Below are 18,088 nucleotides of genomic sequence, written 5' to 3'. Positions count from 1 at the left end.
CGGGTGCGGGGCTTTCTGATGTGTTGTTGGTGACGGGGTCGGGTAAGGGTGCGATCGAGGATCATTTTGATGCGGCGCCGTATTTGGAGTCTCGTCTGGCTGCTGATGGCAAGGATGCTTTGTTGGCGTCGGTGCGTGAGGCGACTGGTGTGGCTGATGTGCATTCGGTGCGTCAGGGTGTGCCGCGTGGTTTGGGGCATGCGGTGTTGTGTGGGCGTGAGCATGTGGGGGATGAGCCGTTCGCGGTGTTGTTGGGTGATGACCTGATTGATGCTGATGAGGATTTGCTGAGCCGGATGTTGGATGTGCAGGCTGCGCGGGGGGCGTCGGTGGTGGCGTTGTTGGAGGTGCCGGCTGATCGTACGCATTTGTATGGTGTGGCCGAGGTGGAGGCGACGGGTGAGGATGGTGTGGTGCGGATCACGGGTCTGGTGGAGAAGCCGGAGCCGGGGACGTCGCCGTCGAATCTTGCGGTGATTGGTCGGTATGTGTTGCAGCCGGGGGTGTTCGATGTGTTGGCGCGCACGGCTCCGGGTCGGGGTAATGAGATTCAGCTGACGGATGCGTTGGAGACGTTGGCGGCGGATGAGTCGATTGCTGGCCCGGTGTTGGGTGTGGTGTTCCGTGGGCGTCGTTTCGATACGGGTGACAAGCTCGAGTATCTGAAGACCGTGGTCACGCTGGCCAGCGAGCGCGACGATCTCGGGCCCGCATTCCGCACCTGGCTCAACGACTTCGTCTCTCAAGACTGACGAGAACCGAGACTGTGCCATCGCCGATGCGGGTTCTGAACGAGCGACTGCCGCTCGTCGTCATGCCCGCGTGGAACGAGGCAGAGGTGATCGGCGGTACCGTGCGGGACGTGTTGGAGAACGGACCGGCCTGCACACTGCTGGTCGTCGACGACGGCTCGACCGACTCGACCGCACGCCTTGCACGAGAGGCCGGCGCGATCGTGCTGCAGATGCCGTACAACATGGGCGTCGGCGCCGCGATGCGTGCCGGGTTCACGTTCGCCCAACGCTGGGGGTTCACCCGAGCGGTGCAGGTCGATGCCGACGGACAGCACAACCCTGCCGACATCGCCAAGCTTCTCGAACGGCTGAACCGGGGAGGGGCTGACATCGTGATCGGCGCGCGATTCTCCACGGTCGGCGACTACCAGGTGCGAGGCCCTCGCCGTTGGGCGATGCGAATGCTTGCGGCGTCACTGTCTCGCGTTGCCCGAACGAAGCTGACCGATGTGACCTCGGGCTTTCGTGCTGCGAATCGACGGGCGATCGATCAGTATGTTCGGCAGTATCCGGCCGAGTACCTCGGTGACACGATCGACTCGCTGGTCGCAGCTGTTCGTTCAGGCTGCTCAGTCGCTCAGGTGCCGGTCGGCATGCGCCCACGACAGGGCGGCCGGCCGAGCCATTCGCCACTGGCTGCCGCTTGGTCGCTGGGCAGATCGATGATCGCGCTGCTCTTTGCGCTGATCAGGGGGCGAGACCATCGGCCTCCGGCAGATATCGTGCAGAGAGCGTCGGTGTTCAAATGAGAGTCCTCGCAATACTCTTCTTTCTGGTCGGCTTCTTCACGATCGTTCAGCTCGTGCGCCGACGCCAGCTCAAAGAGAAGTACGCCATTCTCTGGCTGCTGCTCTGCACGGTCACGCTTGTGCTGCTCTTCTTTCCGCGCCTGCTGTTCAGGGCCGCAGAGATTGTAGGAGTGCAGGTGCCGGCGAACCTGCTGTTCGCCGTCACACTCGCGTTGTTGGCCGGCATTCTCGTGCATCTCTCGTGGGAGTCTTCACGAACGGAAGAGCGCACGCGGCGTCTGGCCGAAGAGGTCGCACTACTGCGTCTGCGGTGTGCCATTCTTGAGGGCGCGATCGCTATGTCACAGGCATCTGACGACCAACCTGATGACAGCGGGAGCACCGCATCCTCCGATGCGCCGAAGTCATGCACTGAACGCCTCCCGACGCAGATGCACGATGAGAACGGCGACAACCCGAAAGACGACTCGAATCGATGAAGACCCGCTTTCTCATCAGCTCTGTGACCGGAGCTCTCAGCATCGCCCTGGTGCCTCTGGTGCCCTTTCTGGTCTTCAGCGCCGAGCAGTCCGGCCGCTTCAGCATCATCTACATGGCTTTCATCATCATGTGGTCGACCATGCTGTCGACGACGAGTGACGTGCGACTGCGCGTCGAAGGCCGCGGCGGGTCGGTGGACGACGAGCACTTTCGTGGCGCTCAGACCACGATCGCACTGATCGGCGCGGTGGCGGGTGCGATCATCGCGATGATCCTCGGTGAGCAGCCACTGCTCTGGGCCGTGGTGTTCGTCGCGGTCGGCGCGAGCCTGCTGCGTGTGGCACTTCGCTTCGAGGCGATGAAAACGGCTGTCACTTTGAAACGGGTGATCGTCTCAGACCTGCTGACCGCGGTGTGCTTTCTCGGGGTCGTTGTCGTCGTGCTCGCTCGCGGCATCCAGGACACGGCTTTGGAATGGGTGCTCTGCGGATGGGCAGCTGGTGGTCTTGCCGGACTCATCGCTCTCGCCCCGTTCGCGGTCGGTTCGCCACGAGGCGCCGGACGCTGGATTCGCGACCACCGACGCGAGGCCCTGCCGTTGCTCGGCGACACCATTCTGCTCGACGCAGGCGGCAGCTTCGCGCCGCTGACCCTGCTCTTCTGGCTCAACCTCGGTCAGTTCGGCATCTACCGGGCGCTGACCAGCGTCGGCACCCCCGTGCAGCTGCTGCTAGACCCTGTGCGTCCGAAGATCTCTGGACTCAGCTCACGAGAGTTTCTGAACTGGCGTGTGCTCGGCGGCGTGACCGTCGGCGGGGGAGCGCTCGCCGGTGCCGCGTATGCCGTGCTTGCGATCATCAATAGGCTCGGCGTCTTTCACAGTGTGCTCGGCGACGTCGCGCACTATGCGCTGCCTGCCGCGCTCTACGTCTTCGGCAACGCCTTCGCCTACTTCGCCTATCTCGTGGCTCGCGGACACTTCACCCCGCGGCTGCTGCTGATCGGGCGTCTGTCACAGACCGCGCTGCAGTTTGCGCTGCCGATCGCAGGCGTGCTGCTGGGCGGCCTCGACCTCGCAATCGCAGGGTTTGCCTCGGCGATCGTCGTCGCTGCGGTGGTCTGGCTGCTGCTTCATGTCTGGTGGGTCGCCGCGCACCGTCGTTGAACATGACCTCCTTGGCTGGATCCCACTAGAGGAGACCAGAGACCCTGTGGATATACTGTGTCGATGGGGAAGAATCATGCTTCGCAGACGCTGAGAACAGCGCTCTTTTCACTTTCGGCAGTCATCACGCTTCTCGCGCTTGTGGTGACGCAGGGGCCATTGCCCGCAGCTGCCACGCCCTCGGGTGCAAATGCGGTTGCAGCGGGTGCCGTCACTCCGAAGGGGCCGACATTTCGTGATGAGGGGTCGGCTGTCTCTGTCTATATCCCCTCGGATGCCGGCGTGCGCTATTACATCTATGTTGGCGAGAGCCAACAGCCGGTGGTGAAAGAGGGCCTGGCATACTCGAAGCCAGGCACATACACGTCTGAAGATGGAGTGACTGCGAACGCAGTCATCCGGGTTGAGGCTCGATCCGCAGGGTCGAGTACTGTTCTCACAGGTACTCTCACATGGTCTCATGCTCTCGTCACCGCCGACCAAGCCCCTCAGTTCTCTGACGAGAACACCACGATCACACTGCCGCAGCTGCCCGGGGCGACCTTCGCCGTCAACGGCACCGATGCATCAGGCACTGTCTCTGGGCAACAGGGGCAGACAGCGACTGTCACTGCGCGCTCGACGCAGAGCAATGACGAAGTGGGGGTGTGGACGCACAAGTTCCCGACTCTTCGCACACCTGAGGCACCTGAATTCAACGCCTCTGCGCTGACTGTCAGGATTCCCTATGGCCAGTCTGGAGTTCGCTACTACATTCATGTCGGTGAAGAGAAGTCGCTCGTGGCAAAGGACGGGCTCGACTACTCCAAACCGGGCACGTATTCTGCCGCAGACGGATTGTCGAACGGAGCTGACGTCGCAGTCTCAGCGAAGCCCGCGAGCTCGCAGGATCTCGTGGTGGGGCAGAGCACTTGGAAGACGCATTTCTTCTCCGATGGCCAAGCCCCGGTATTCGATGATGCGCAGGCCAAGATCACGATTCCTGAGGTTTCAGGCATCGTGTTCACCGTCGGTGGGAATGTCATCGAACCTGGAACCCATCAGTACGCCTCTGGCGAATCGGTCGATGTAGCAGCTCGGTTCTCAGCAGAAGGTGAAGTCATCCGGTCTTGGGAGCATGCGTTCCCAGCTGCCGTCCCGACTGTCACCCCCAAGGGTCCGACGTTCCGTGACGATATCTCTGCTGTCTATATCCCGTCGGATGCGGGTGTGCGCTATTACATCTACGTCGGGAATGACACACAGCCTGTGGTGAAAGACGGTCTGCCGTACTCGAAACCAGGCACGTACTCACTTGCCGATGGTGTCGTGCCAGGGCAGGTCGTGCGCGTTGAAGCGAGGGCTGCAGGATCGAGTCCGCAGCTTTCCGGTACGGTCGTCTGGCGTCATCTGTTCTTCGACGAAGCCTCATCGCCAGCGTTTGACGGCAAAGAGACCGCTGTCACCATTCCTGATGTCGCCGGGGTGAAGTTCAGCATCAATGGAGCACAGGCGGATGCAGGCAGACATGAAATGCCCGGCGGCTCGAATGTGAGCGTGGTGGCAAGGCCCGCCGATGGCACCTCCGACGACGTGCTCGGCAGCTGGCAACACCAGTTCGGGTTGGTGCTGACGCCACGTGGACCGGCGTTTCGTGATGACGTATCGACGCTGACGATTCCTTCCGACCCAGGTGTTCGGTACTACATCTATGTCGGTGACAGCCATGTGACGCTTTCGAAAGACGCGTCGCAGGACTTCGCAAAGCCGGGTACGTACACATCGAGCGATGGTCTGGTCGCGGATCAGACGATTCGGGTAGAGGCGAAGCCTGTATCCGCTACGTCAATTCTGTCTGGTGTGACGTCGTGGGAGCACGTGTTCCCCGCGAAGACCCCGATTGGCCCGACGTTCCGTGATGACGGCTCCTCTGTCTACATTCCGTCCGACTCAGGTATTCGGTACTACATCTATGTCGGTGACAGCGATGTCCCCCTGTCGAAGGATGCCTCTCAGAACTTCTCAAAACCCGGTACATACACCGAGTCTGACGGAGTCTCTGAAGGCGTCAGGATTCGTGTCGAAGCGAGACCAGTTTCAGCGACAGCGATTCTGAGCGGAAAGACCGAGTGGGAGCATATCTTCCCTAAACGACCTACGTACTCTCTCACCTCCGGAGACGGATTCGACGATCCTTCGGAGCTGCTGGCCAAAGACTGGTCTGTCTATCGCAACGCGGGCAAAGGGCTGCCGCGAGGCCAGAACACGGTGTACCTCGCCTCAAATGTCAAAGTGAAGGACGGCAAACTCGAGCTGATCACAAAGCGCCATTGTGTCCGAGTGGATGCGGACGGCAGAGTTGACGAAGATCTCAGTGACGAGAACGTCAGTGAGAAGCCATGCGAGGATGGTAAGCGCTCGGTGTTCAGTTCGGGACGGGTGAGCACAGATTTCATCTACAACAGCGCTGCGCACGGCACCCAGGGGCCCTTCACTATGGAAGTGCGCGCCCGGATGAGCGACGGGACGATCCCCGGGCTGCACTTCGCTGGTTGGGTGCGAAACAATCAGCCGTACTGCAGCCCGACGATCAATAAGTCTGATATCGCCGAGATCGACACGATGGAGGTGTTCTCAGATCCAGGCCGCCAGTTTACGACGAACACCTCGCACATCGGCTGTGAAGGCAAATCTTCCACTGACACAAATCGGAACTACAACCAGCTCGACGCTCAGATTGCCGGTGCATGGCACACCTATCGTATGGAGTGGAACGGCTACTCCATTCGCTACTTCCTCGATGGGGTCCCAGTGCCTCTTCGATACAGTGCGCATTCGGAGTATGAGACGACCGCCGCGAGCTTAGGGCTGTCGGACGCTGATTTCAACCGCATGATGAATGACTATCCGTGGCAGCTGATCTTCGACTCGAGAGTCTTTGAAGACAAGACGGGCTGGATTCCCGGGCCCAATCACAACGCCGCGTTCAAGACAAGAACGGATGTTGTCGACTATGTGACGATGACACCGGTTCAGAGCGTCGCGCCTTATGGGGCTATCGGAGCGAAATGGCGCGACAACCAGTGGCTGGGATCTCCACAGTCGGCGGAGGCCACTGACGTCGATGGCACAGGTGCTCGTTTTCAGACGTTTCAGAATGGTGCCATTTTCTGGTCGCCGGATACCGGGGCAGTCGTGGTGTCTGGAGCGATCCGAGATACCTATCTGGGAGAGGCATCTGTGAGGTCAGCAATTGGGCTGCCGACCGGCACTGAGTCCAAGTCTGCAGACGGTCGTGGTGCATACCAGCCTTTCCAGCGTGGACAGATGCATTGGTCGCCGCAGTCCGGCGCGCATGCAACTCGCGGAGCTGTGCAGGACTATTGGGCCCACAGCGGGTGGGAATTCGGGGCCTTGGGGTATCCGATCGGGGAAGAGCTCGCAGTGAGGGGCGGAGCCTCACAACGTTTCGAAGGGGGTACGGTGTTTTGGTCTCCTTCCTCTCAAGCACATTTGGTGAAAGCCGCTGTGCTCGATGAGTACGCCGCCACCGGTTGGGAGGGCGGCGAACTCGGGTTCCCCCTGACCGACGAGATCGGTGGCCTTCGCGACGGTGGTGTTTTCCAGAGTTTCCAGAAGGGGCAGATTCACTGGTCGTCGAGAACTGGCGCACATGCCACGCGTGGAGCGATCAGCTCCTATTGGGGGACGAACAATTGGGAAAACTCCTATGCCGGCTATCCCGTCGGCGATGAGCTCTCTGTTCGCGGAGGGGCCTCCCAGCGCTTCGAGTCCGCGACTCTGTTCTGGGATCAGGAGTCGGGACGGACATTCGGAACGCGAGGGGCTATCCAGCAGAAATACGAATCAGCTGGTTGGGAACAAGGAGAACTCGGCTTTCCTTCAAGCGATGAGCGCGCTCTCTCAGGAGGTGCTTCCCAGAGTTTCCGCAGTGGTTCCCAGATTCACTGGTCGCCGGGCACAGGTGGGCATATCACCAAAGGAGCCATCCAAGGCATTTGGGCAGCTCAGGGATGGGAGACCGGAAGACTCGGCTACCCCACGACAGACGAGCGTGACGACCCGGGAACTCCTGGGGGGAAAGTGCAGTCCTTCTCTGGAGGGGAAATCCATTGGAGTCCGAATAGCAGTTATGTCTCCTGAATTCGGGCATGCCGCCTTCTTGAACACCGTCAGCGCTTGCTGACAGTGCACGCGAAAGCTGCACTGATGATCGTCTCTGTCAGCGACCGCAAAGCATGTGCGGAATCGAATTCGGTCTGTGCTGTACGACGTCTGCTGGGCTGAGCGCATCGCCGGGAAGACGAAGACGGTGCAGGTCTGTCACCTAGCATGACACTATGCACGTACTGATCACCGGGGGCGCCGGTTTCATCGGCAGCAACCTCGTGCGCTGGACGCTGAGACACCGGCCTGACGCTGAGATCACGGTGCTCGACGCCCTGACCTACGCGGGGCACCTGAGCTCGATCGCAGACGTGCGTGAGCGCATTCGCTTCGTTCGCGGAAGAGTCGAGGATGCTGCGCTGGTGAGCACGCTGGTCGGCGAGATGACAGATGCTGATGACGTGGTCATCCACCTTGCCGCCGAGAGCCATAACGACCGTTCGATCGCCGACCCCGCCCCGTTCGTGCAGAGCAACATCGTCGGCACGTTCACGCTGCTCGAAGCCGTTCGCCGTCATGGGGTGCGTCTGCATCACGTGTCGACCGATGAGGTCTACGGTGATCTGCCGCTGAACCCGAGCAGTGCCGCAGGCAGATCTGAGACGGCGGCAGGCGCTTGCCCTGACGAACGAGCAGAGGGGTTTCGCGAAGGCGACCCCTATCGACCGTCGAGCCCATATGCGGCGACCAAAGCCAGTGCCGACCATCTGGTGCGCGCCTGGGTGCGCACGTACGGCATCCGCGCGACGATCAGTAACTGCAGCAACAACTATGGTCCGTACCAGCACCCTGAGAAGTTCATTCCGCAGCAGATCACCCGGGCGCTGCGCGGAGAGCCCGCAGTCGTCTACGGCAGCGGCCTCAATGTGCGGGACTGGCTGCACGTCGACGACCACTGCGAAGCGATCTGGTCGATCATCGAGCGCGGTCGGGTCGGGCAGAGCTACGGCGTGAGCGCGGGCGAGCAGCGATCGAATCTTGCGGTGCTCGAGACGCTTCACACGATCTTGGGCGAGCGGGGCATCCCGTTTCACGTGAAACACATCGCAGATCGCGCGGGACACGATCAGCGGCTGGCGATTGACGCCACCCGACTGTGCGACGAACTGGGGTGGAAGCCGCATCACGCCGATTTTGGGGACGGGCTTCGCGCGACGGTCGACTGGTATCGCAGCAACGAAGAGTGGTGGAGCGCTCTATGACCAGTCGGCGGCGATGAACGACAGCGCCACGCGACGTGGGTTGATCTCACTCGTTCAGGTTGACGACAGCAGGTCGTCGTACGGCGGCTAGACCTAGACTGGTTGCTCGTGGGGGGCACAGCGTGCGAGAGTCGCACCGGCAGTGCTGCGTGAGGCTCTCAGACGAGCCGGCCACAGCACCGAGAGAAAGAACCGAACCATGACATCCACCCGAGAATTCATCACCGGCCTGCCGAAGGCCGAACTGCATCTGCACATCGAGGGCACGCTCGAGCCCGAGCTGAAGCTGCGTCTCGCGCAGCGCAACGGGGTCGACATCGGGCAGACGACAGTCGAGCAGGTGCGCGAGAGCTACGAGTTTCACGATCTGACCAGCTTTCTGGCCGTCTACTATCCCGCGATGAACGTTCTGGTCACCGAAGACGACTTCTACGACCTGGCCATGGACTACCTGCGCCGCGCTGCCGCCGACGGCGTCGTGCACGCCGAGATCTTCTTCGACCCGCAGGCACACACCAGCCGCGGGGTCGCGTTCGAGACCGTCATCGACGGGCTCTGGCGTGCTGTGCAGGATGCTCCCTCGCTTGGCGTCGACGCCGCGCTGATCATGTGCTTTCTGCGCGACTTGTCGGCAGAGTCTGCGATGGAGACACTCACGGCGTCGGCTCCGTACCGCGACCGCATCGTCGGCGTGGGGCTCGACTCAGACGAGCGCGACAACCCGCCCGAGAAATTCGCCGAGGTGTTCGCCCGCGCTCGCGAGCTGGGCTACCGACTGACCATGCACTGCGACATCGATCAGGTCGGATCGATCGATCACATTCGCACAGCGCTGCACACCATCGGAGTCGAGCGCATCGATCACGGCACGAACATCGTCGAAGACCCGATGCTCGTCGCCGAGGCGAAAGAACGCGGCATCGGCTTCACCTGCTGCCCCGTGTCGAACTCGTTCGTCACCGCAGACATGAAGGGCGCAGAGATCGCACAGCTGCTGCACGACGGCGTTAAGGTGTCGATCGCCTCTGACGACCCGGCCTACTTCGGCGGCTACGTCGTCGACAACATCGTCGCGCTCGCCGACAAACAGCACCTCACCCGCGACGATCTGGCGCAGCTGGCACGCAACTCACTCGAGATCAGCTGGGTCGACGAAGGCAGACGAGAGGCGCTGCTCGCTCGACTGGATGCGTATCTCTCTGAGCACTGACCCAGAGCGGCACGGCCTGACGAAAGCCCCAGCATGAGGTGCCGCCGAAGGCCGTCACTGAAAACACTGAACGCCCCGCGGCGCCTGCATGAGCAGAGGCGCCGCGGGGCGTTCAGCGATGTCACTGCCCGAAAGCAGCGGCGAGATCAGTCGGTGCCGGTGTCGAACGCGGCCGAGAGGCCGAGCTTGTCGGCCTTGGGGTCGACGCCGTCGACGCTGCTGGCGATCTCGCTGGCGCCGCCGTTCTCGAGCTCGCCGAGCAGCGCCGCCGTCTCGCCCTGCACCAGGCCGAGGCGTGCATACTGCTCGAGACGCTGGCGCGAGTCGGCGATGTCGAGGTTGCGCATGGTCAGCTGACCGATGCGATCCTCAGGGTCGAACGCTGCGCCGGCCGTGCGCTCCATCGAGAGCTTCTCGGGCTGGTAGCTGAGGTTCGGGCCCTCGGTGTTGAGAATCGTGTAGTCGTCGCCGCGACGCAGACGCAGCGTCACCTCGCCGGTGATCGCCGAGCCGACCCAGCGCTGCAGCGACTCGCGCAGCATGAGCGACTGCGGGTCGAGCCAGCGACCCTCGTACATCAGCCGGCCCAGACGGCGGCCGTCGTTGTGATATGTCTCGATGGTGTCTTCGTTGTGAATCGCGTTCACGAGGCGTTCGTAGGCCACATACAGCAGCGCCATGCCGGGCGCCTCGTAGATGCCGCGCGACTTCGCCTCGATGATGCGGTTCTCGATCTGGTCGCTCACACCCAAGCCGTGCCGACCGCCGATCTTGTTTGCCTCGTAGACGAGCGCGACCGGGTCGTCGAACTCGACGCCGTTGATCGCCACTGGGCGACCGGCCTCGAAACGCACCGACACCTCTTCGGTCACGACCTCGACATCCTCACGCCAGGCGGCGACGCCCATGATCGGCTCGACCGTATCGAGGCCAGCGTTCAGAAACTCGAGCTTCTTGGCCTCGTGCGTCGCGCCCCAGATGTTCGCATCGGTCGAGTAGGCCTTCTCAGTGGCGTCACGGTAGGGGTAGCCGTTCGCGACGAGCCACTCGCTCATCTCGTGGCGACCGCCGAGCTCGGCGACGAACTGCTTGTCGAGCCACGGCTTGTAGATGCGCAGCGCCGGGTTGGCCATCAGCCCGTAGCGGTAGAAGCGCTCGATGTCGTTGCCCTTATAGGTGGACCCGTCGCCCCAGATCTCGACGTTGTCCTCTTTCATCGCACGCACCAGCAGAGTGCCGGTCACGGCACGGCCCAGCGGAGTGGTGTTGAAGTAGGTCTTGCCGGCCGAGCGCACGTTGAACGCACCGCACTGCAGTGCGACGAAGCCCTCTTCGACCAGCGCGCGCTTGGCATCCACGTGACGCGCGATCTCGGCGCCGTACTGCTTCGCGCGACCTGCGACGCCCTCGATGTCGGGCTCGTCGTACTGGCCGATGTCAGCGGTGTAGGTGCAGGGGATCGCACCCTTGCTGCGCATCCACGCGACCGCGCACGAGGTGTCGAGGCCGCCGGAGAAGGCGATGCCGACGCGCTCGCCCACAGGAAGCGCCGAAAGAACTTTGGACATGACTGGATACTCCCTCATCGTTGCACTTGGTCTTTGCACGCCGATACTGTGCCGTGTCGTTGCAATGAGTACTGATTCTAGTCGTGACTGCGCGAGATCGCTGTAGGCGATCCCGTGGGTGGTACGCTGCGCCGTGTGGGTCGACACTCATGACCCTGCCTGCTCGCCTGACTGCTGCACCACCTTGCGACAGATCGAGGTGAATGCCTCTGCCTTAGCGGTGAGATGTTCGCCGGTGCGATATGCGAGAACGACGTTCAGCGGGGTGACTGGCTCAAGCACGGGCACAGCAGCGATCGGCAAGCCCGAGTACGTCAGCTCATGCGAAGGCGCTTGGTTAAGCAACGTGTATCCATGACCACCGGCGACCATGCTGCGCACGGTCTCGAAGCTCTCAAACTCGTAGCTGATGTTCGGGGCCACCCCGTTCGAGGTGAACGCGTTGAGAAAGTACTCGCGGCTGGCCGGCAGATTGAGCAGGATGAAGGGCTCATCGGCGAGCTCGCGCAGTGAGATCGCCGATCGGGAGGCCAGTGGATGGTTGCTGGCCAGCCCGATGTAGGCGGGCCGCTTCTGGAGCACTTCAAAGTGCACCGCCGCGTCGGCGATGATGTCGTACGTGATTGCGACATCGATGCGGCGTTCCTTCAACGCATGAAGCGTCTCTGGGCACGAGAGTTCGGTGACCTTCACCCGCAGCGTCGGGCAGGCGTCGGAGAGCCGCGCCCAGATGGGCGGCAGGAAGAATGGAGCCAGAGTCTTGAAACATGCGGTCTCTAGAACCCCGCTGAGCGCGTTCGGGCTGACTGAGTCGACGGCGTCTCGGATCGAGGTGAGGATTTGCCGGGCCCGGATCAGGAGCTCGCGGCCGTCAGCCGTGAGCTCCAGGCCTTTCGCACGCTTGCGCAGAAACAGAGTCGTCCCCAGCTTGCGTTCGAGCAGACTGATCGACGTCGACACGGCGGACTGCGCGACGAAGAGCTCCTCGGCGGCGGCCGTCATGCTGCCGTTCTCGGCGGCATGCACGAAATAGATCAGCTGAGCGATCGAGACCTCCGAACCAACTCCCACGGCAGCTCCTCAATCGAGTCCTATGCGTCGGCGACCAGACCCTTCATCTGGCATGCGTCGAGGCGTTCCATTCGCTGTTCACGCTACGGGTTCTGTGTTGCAGACTGATTTCATTGATATTGCAGCGAAAGCGTATCTATAACTCTGATGCGGGGCCTCGTCGAAACTGCGAATAGGGACATTCCGGGCGATCAGAGTACGTGCGGTACCACCTGAAGCAGAACCAGTGGGAGTGAGTTGCCCCTGCGCGTTACGAATGCGTTTCAGAGATATTACTGGGGCCGCAGCATCGATTTTTCTGATCGGCAAACCCACTTGTGGTTACTTGCTCTGTTTCACGGCTGATACCTACATTTGGGGCACCAGCGAGCCCAGTGGAATGGAGATCGGATGCCCAAGCAGGAAGAGACCGAAGTCGTCGTCGTCGGAGGAGGTCAGGCCGGGGTGGCGATGAGCGAGCACTTGAGCGCTCGCGGGATGCCGCACATCGTCTTGGAGCGTGGCCGTATCGCCGAGCGCTGGCGCACCGAGCGGTGGGACTCGCTCGTGACGAACGGTCCCGTCTGGCATGACCGGTTTCCAGGTCTGGAGTTCGCCGACGCCGACCCGGATGACTTCGTGCCGAAAGATCGGGTCGCCCGATACTTCGAAGACTATGCCGAAAAGATTCATGCACCTGTGCGATGCGGGGTTGAAGTCACCTCGGTCACGAAGACCGAGGGCGAACCCGGCTTTCTCGTCGAGTACACCGACGGAACGACGCAGGGCCGCATCCGTGCGCGAGCTGTCGTCGCAGCGACCGGCGCCTTCCAACAGCCGTCCATCCCGCCGATCGTCTCTGACGAAGCCGGCCTGACCCAGCTGCACAGCAGCCAGTACCGCAACCCTCAACAGCTGCCTGAAGGGAACGTGCTGGTCGTCGGTGCAGGCGCATCGGGGGTGCAGATCGCCGACGAACTGCAGCAGTCCGGCCGCCAGGTGTACCTGTCAGTCGGGCCGCACGATCGCCCCCCTCGACGGTACCGTGACCGTGACAACGTCTGGTGGCTCGGAGTATTGGGCCTTTGGGGCAAGGCGACGCCGCCTCAGGGCGCCGATCACGTGACGATCGTGGTCAGCGGGGCCAAAGGCGGGCACACGGTGGACTTTCGCGATCTCGCTGCCAGTGGCATCACTCTGGTGGGGCGTACATCAGCGTTCGACGGAACGCGGATGCGCTTCAACGAAGATCTCGCCACGAACATCGCCAAGGGCGACGCCAACTACCTGTCTGTGCTTGACGCGGCTGACGAGTACATCGAACGCAACGGCCTCGATCTGCCCGAGGAGCCCGAGGCGCGCGTGCTCGGCCCGCTGCCGGCCTGCGCGGTCATTCCCATCACCGAACTCGATCTCGCTGCAGCCGGAGTGACTGCGATTGTGTGGGCGACCGGGTTTCGGCTCGACTACAGCTGGCTGCACGTCGATGCGTTCGACCAGCAGGGGCAGCCAGTGCAGCAGCGCGGCGTGTCGAACGAACCAGGCGTCTACTTTCTCGGTCTGCCCTGGCAGTCGAGCCGCGGGTCGAGCTTCATCTGGGGGGTCTGGCACGACGCGAAGTACGTCGCCGACCAGATCGTGATCCAGCATGACTATCAGCAGTACGAATCGCACCGTGACCGTGCGGCGGCCGACACTATGCCTTCCAGCTGCGCCGATGCCCATGTCGAACACCTCGAGAAAGTGAGCCACAGTTGAGCACGCACATTCGCATTCGCCCGTTCAACACGAAAGACACCTACCCAGAGCAGAACTTGGACAATGACCTCTGTCAGGCCGTGGTCGCCGGGGGCGTCGTCTATCTGCGCGGCCAGATCGGGCAGGATCTCGACACCCGAGAGAACGTCGGGGTCGGCGATGCCAGAGCGCAGGCGGAGAAGGCGATGTCGAACATCGCCATGCTGTTGGAAGAGGCGGGTAGTCGCCTTGAAGACGTCGTGAAGGTCACGATCTACCTTGTCGACATTCGTCACCGAGAAGAGGTCTACCGGGTCGTCGGACGCTGGCTGAAGGGCGTCTTTCCCGTCTCGACCGGCCTCGTCATCAGCGCACTCGCACGCCCGGAGTGGCTTGTGGAGATCGATGCCACTGCGGTCGTCAGCGACCCGGAGACCGGGCTGGCGCCAGCATCCGCCGATGCCGACCCGACACGCAGAGTGGGCGCCTGATGACGTTCTCGCTCGCAGCCAAAGACCCGAAGACCGGACGATTCGGGCTCGTGCTCAGCTCGTCCAGCCCCGCTGTCGCCGCACGCTGCGTCAACCTGCGCGCCGGAGTCGGCGCAGTGTCGTCGCAGAACGTGACCAATCCAGGGCTCGGCCCCATCGGTCTCGATCTGCTCGAAGGAGGGGCCACGCCGGACGAGGTCGTCGCCAGACTGCGTGATGCCGACCAGTACATTGAGTATCGGCAGGTGACCGTGCTCGACGCCCAGGGGCGGTCAGCGGTGTTCAACGGCGAGGGAACTCTCGGCGTGCACGGTTTCGCACAGGCCGACGGCGCAGTGGCGGCAGGCAATATGCTGGCCGACCCTGCAGTGCCCCAGGCCATGGTCGATGGCTTTCTCGACAGCACCTCTGCCCAGTTCGAACAGCGCCTGCTCGACGGCATCATTGCCGGCCTCGCACTTGGCGGGGAGGCGGGGCCGGTGCGTTCGGCAGGGCTCGCCGTGGTCGACGACCGACCGTGGCGGCTGACCGATCTGCGCGTCGATGATGCGGATGACCCACTCGACGAACTGCAGCGCCTGCTGACCTTGTGGCTGCCGCAGCGCGACGAGTACGCCTTGCGAGCAGTGCACCCGGAGGCAGCACCGAGTTACGGTGTACCGGGCGACCGATGATCAAGCCGAGAGGCGGTGTCGTGGACGACATCGAACAGCGCATCAGAGATCGAGTGGAGCGGCTCGCTCCTAGCCTGATCGGCGTGCGCGACGCCCTGTTCGCCCACCCAGAGACCAAGTGGCAGGAGTTCGCATCGGCTGAGCTGCTGTGCACTCGGCTCGAAGCTGAAGGGTTCACGGTCACGCGGCGTGCGGCTGACCTGCCTACGGCCTTCGTCGCCAAGGCAGGCGACGGCAGCCGCCGCGTCGGTATCGTGCTTGAATACGACGCACTGCCCGGGCTGGGGCACGCCTGTGGGCACAACATCATCGCGGCTGCCGGGCTGGGCGCGGCGCTCGCGTTGGCATCCGTCGCCGACGATCTCGGCATCACGGTCGAGGCTATCGGCACACCGGCCGAAGAGGGCGGCGGAGGCAAGATCCTCATGCTGGAGGCCGGCGTTTTCGACGGTCTGGACTTCGCCATGATGGTGCATCCTGGGCCCGCTGATTCGGTCTGGGCGCGCCCGCTCGCCGTCGCCCATCTTGACGTGCGCTACACCGGAGTCGGCTCACACGCCTCGGCCTACCCTCAGGCGGGCGTCAACGCCAGTGACGCGATGGTGATCGCACAGGTGGCCATCGGTATGCTGCGACAGCAGCTGCCGCCCGGTGTGCGTGTGCACGGCATCGTCTCAGAGGCGGGAACGGCTCCAAATGCGATTCCAGCATCGGCTGCTGGGCACTGGTACGTGCGTGCGCAGACGTTGGAGCAGCTCGACGAGATCTTCCAGAAGGTCATCCGCTGTTTTGAAGCGGGAGCCCTTGCGACGGGCTGCACCTTCGATTACGAAGAGACCAGCCCCCGATACAGCGAGTTCCGCAACGATCATCGGCTGCTTGAGCGATTCGTGACCCGAGCAGCCGCGGCCGGGCGCGATATGGACGCGCAGGAGCAGCGGCCCGGCGGCATGAACACCGCCTCGACCGACATGGGAAACGTCTCGCGGCGGGTTCGGGCCATTCATCCGTACCTCGGTATCGACTCCCTGCCGGCGGTCAACCACCAGGCTGCGTTTGCCGATGCGACGATGACAGATGCGGGCCGAGAAGCCGTGATCGACGGAGCACTGCTCATGGCGCTCACGGCAGCCGACGAATGTCTCGACACGATTCCCTGACCACATCCGGCAGTGAAGAAGACCACGGCCCACTGACAGACAGGCATTGATGATGAACGCAGGAGACATCGAGAACGGCATGACCTGGCGGCAGCGTGCAGCGAGGCTGCAGCCGCGCACGCAGATCTTCATCGACGGCGCCTTTCGCCCGGCACGTGACGGGCGCACCTTCGTGACTCATGATCCGGCGACGGGGAAGGTGATCGCCGAGGTCGCCCGAGGTGGTGCGGAGGACATAGACGCCGCAGTGGTTTCGGCACGACGTGCCTTTGCCTCGGGCCGTTGGAGCGACGTGACACCGCGAGAGCGCCGGGAGACCCTGCTCGCTCTGGCCGATCTGATCGATGAGCACAGCGTCGAACTGGCGCTGCTGGAAAGCATCGACGGAGGCAAACTCATCTCGCAGACCACCACTGAAGACGTGCCGGGCACTGCGGCCATCTTTCGTTGGTACGCAGAAGCACTCGACAAGATGTACGGAGAAGTCGCTCCCACCGGCGGCGACGATCTGGCCATCGTGACACGGGAGCCTTTGGGCGTCGTCGGTGCGGTGATTCCCTGGAACTACCCATTGGAGATGGCCGCTTGGAAGCTCGCGCCGGCACTGGCCGCGGGTAACAGCGTGGTGCTGAAACCCGCAGAGGAGACTCCGCTCTCGGCATTGCGTCTCGCCGAGCTGGCTGCTCAGGCAGGGGTGCCCGACGGCGTGCTCAACGTCGTGCCTGGGCTCGGAGTCGAAGCAGGGCAGGCACTGGGCCTGCATCATGATGTCGACTGTGTGACGTTCACCGGTTCGACCGCTGTCGGCCGCATGTTCCTGGAGTATGCCGGGCAGTCGAACATGAAGCAGATCTGGCTTGAGTGCGGGGGCAAGAGCGCGAACCTCCTGTTCGACGACGTCGCTGATCTCGACCGGGCAATCGAATATGCGGCACGAGGCATATTCTCACTGAGTGGTCAGGTCTGCTCGGCGAACTCACGCCTACTCGTGCAGCGCTCGATTTACGATCGGGTTGTGGACGGCGTCGTTGCCAAGGCACGAAGCCTGCGTGTCGGCGACCCGCTGGACGAGAACACCGAGATGGGACCGCTGGTGTCGAACCAGCAGCTGCAGCGCGTGAGCAGATTCGTGGAAGCCGGAGAGCAGCAGGCCACGCTCGTGGCCGGCGGTCGGCGGCCGGCCGATCTCGGCGACGAATGCTCTGGCGGCAGCTTCCTGGAGCCGACGGTGTTCAGCGACGTCGCCGCGCATGCCACGATCGCCGTCGAAGAGATCTTCGGGCCAGTGCTGGCGATCATGCCGTTCGAAACCGAAGAAGAGGCTGTTCGACTGGCCAACGCCAGCGAGTACGGGCTGGCGGCATCGGTATGGACTGACAACATCCACCGAGCCCGTCGTGTGAGTCGAAGGCTGAGTGCAGGAACAGTCTCTGTCAACACCGTCGACGCCCTCGACGTGACCGTTCCGTTCGGCGGCGTTCGACAGTCGGGATTCGGTCGCGACCTGTCGCTGCACGCTCTGGACAAATTCACCTCTCTGAAGACGACATGGTTCGCCGCAGAGAGCTGACTGCGGGGCAGAGCGTCGAGATGATGAACGACTGTGCCTGACATGCGGGCGATCGAACCAGAGGAGCAGAA

Annotated in this window: 14 protein-coding genes; 12 read left to right on the top strand and 2 right to left on the bottom strand. The window is 62.8% G+C overall.

Annotation, left to right across the window (positions count from 1 at the left end):
- The 7 genes from F8O09_RS06865 to F8O09_RS06835 form a co-directional block, all read left to right on the top strand.
- A partial coding sequence (locus F8O09_RS06865; RefSeq protein WP_158054392.1) for a UTP--glucose-1-phosphate uridylyltransferase occupies positions 1-752 on the top strand: 752 nt, incomplete at its 5' end.
- A gap of 26 nt (positions 753-778) precedes the next feature.
- Positions 779-1,543 (top strand): glycosyltransferase family 2 protein, encoded by a 765-nt coding sequence (locus tag F8O09_RS06860; protein WP_225732906.1) that lies wholly within the window; start codon positions 779-781, stop codon positions 1,541-1,543.
- The gene (locus F8O09_RS06855; protein WP_158054391.1) at positions 1,540-2,022 is read left to right on the top strand and encodes a DUF2304 domain-containing protein; all 483 of its coding nucleotides are present in this window, start codon (positions 1,540-1,542) and stop codon (positions 2,020-2,022) included. Before F8O09_RS06860 ends, F8O09_RS06855 begins: the two co-directional genes overlap by 4 nt.
- A complete protein-coding gene (locus tag F8O09_RS06850; protein WP_158054390.1) occupies positions 2,019-3,188 on the top strand; it encodes a hypothetical protein in 1,170 nt (389 codons plus the stop codon). The genes F8O09_RS06855 and F8O09_RS06850 overlap by 4 nt, the downstream gene beginning before the upstream one ends.
- A gap of 63 nt (positions 3,189-3,251) precedes the next feature.
- The gene (locus F8O09_RS06845; RefSeq protein ID WP_158054389.1) at positions 3,252-7,331 is read left to right on the top strand and encodes a family 16 glycosylhydrolase; all 4,080 of its coding nucleotides are present in this window, start codon (positions 3,252-3,254) and stop codon (positions 7,329-7,331) included.
- Positions 7,332-7,528: 197 nt separating this feature from the next.
- Complete coding sequence (rfbB, locus tag F8O09_RS06840; RefSeq protein WP_158030491.1) at positions 7,529-8,557, top strand: dTDP-glucose 4,6-dehydratase; 1,029 nt, start codon at positions 7,529-7,531, stop codon at positions 8,555-8,557.
- 199 nt (positions 8,558-8,756) lie between these two features.
- Complete coding sequence (locus F8O09_RS06835) at positions 8,757-9,767, top strand: adenosine deaminase (protein WP_158030492.1); 1,011 nt, start codon at positions 8,757-8,759, stop codon at positions 9,765-9,767.
- A gap of 146 nt (positions 9,768-9,913) precedes the next feature.
- On the opposite strand, the gene argG is transcribed toward F8O09_RS06835, so the two are convergent.
- On the bottom strand, positions 9,914-11,335 hold the full coding sequence (argG, locus tag F8O09_RS06830; protein WP_158030493.1) for an argininosuccinate synthase: 1,422 nt from the start codon (positions 11,333-11,335) through the stop codon (positions 9,914-9,916).
- Positions 11,336-11,482: 147 nt separating this feature from the next.
- Positions 11,483-12,406: a LysR family transcriptional regulator gene (locus tag F8O09_RS06825; protein WP_158054388.1), complete on the bottom strand. Its 924-nt coding sequence runs from the start codon at positions 12,404-12,406 to the stop codon at positions 11,483-11,485.
- 390 nt (positions 12,407-12,796) lie between these two features.
- Between F8O09_RS06825 and F8O09_RS06820 the strand changes: the two genes are divergently transcribed.
- Genes F8O09_RS06820 through F8O09_RS06800 form a run of 5 tightly spaced genes read left to right on the top strand, consistent with a single transcriptional unit; the run spans position 12,797 to position 18,017 of the window.
- A complete protein-coding gene (locus F8O09_RS06820) occupies positions 12,797-14,143 on the top strand; it encodes a flavin-containing monooxygenase (protein WP_158054387.1) in 1,347 nt (448 codons plus the stop codon).
- Entirely contained in the window at positions 14,140-14,613 is a 474-nt protein-coding gene (locus tag F8O09_RS06815) for a RidA family protein (protein ID WP_158054386.1), read from the top strand. Before F8O09_RS06820 ends, F8O09_RS06815 begins: the two co-directional genes overlap by 4 nt.
- A complete protein-coding gene (locus F8O09_RS06810; RefSeq protein ID WP_158054385.1) occupies positions 14,613-15,287 on the top strand; it encodes a DUF1028 domain-containing protein in 675 nt (224 codons plus the stop codon). Before F8O09_RS06815 ends, F8O09_RS06810 begins: the two co-directional genes overlap by 1 nt.
- Before the next feature lie 20 nt (positions 15,288-15,307).
- Positions 15,308-16,447 carry a M20 family metallopeptidase gene (locus tag F8O09_RS06805; protein ID WP_225732905.1) on the top strand — a complete coding sequence of 380 codons (1,140 nt, stop codon included), beginning with the start codon at positions 15,308-15,310 and terminating at the stop codon, positions 16,445-16,447.
- A gap of 49 nt (positions 16,448-16,496) precedes the next feature.
- Positions 16,497-18,017, top strand: coding sequence for an aldehyde dehydrogenase (locus F8O09_RS06800; RefSeq protein ID WP_225732904.1), 1,521 nt, complete (start codon positions 16,497-16,499; stop codon positions 18,015-18,017).
- Positions 18,018-18,088: the final 71 nt, after the last annotated feature.

The sequence above is a fragment of the Pseudoclavibacter sp. CFCC 11306 genome (assembly GCF_008831235.1).
Classification (GTDB): Bacteria; Actinomycetota; Actinomycetes; order Actinomycetales; family Microbacteriaceae; genus Pseudoclavibacter_A.
This window is presented reverse-complemented; position numbering and strand designations above follow the sequence as displayed.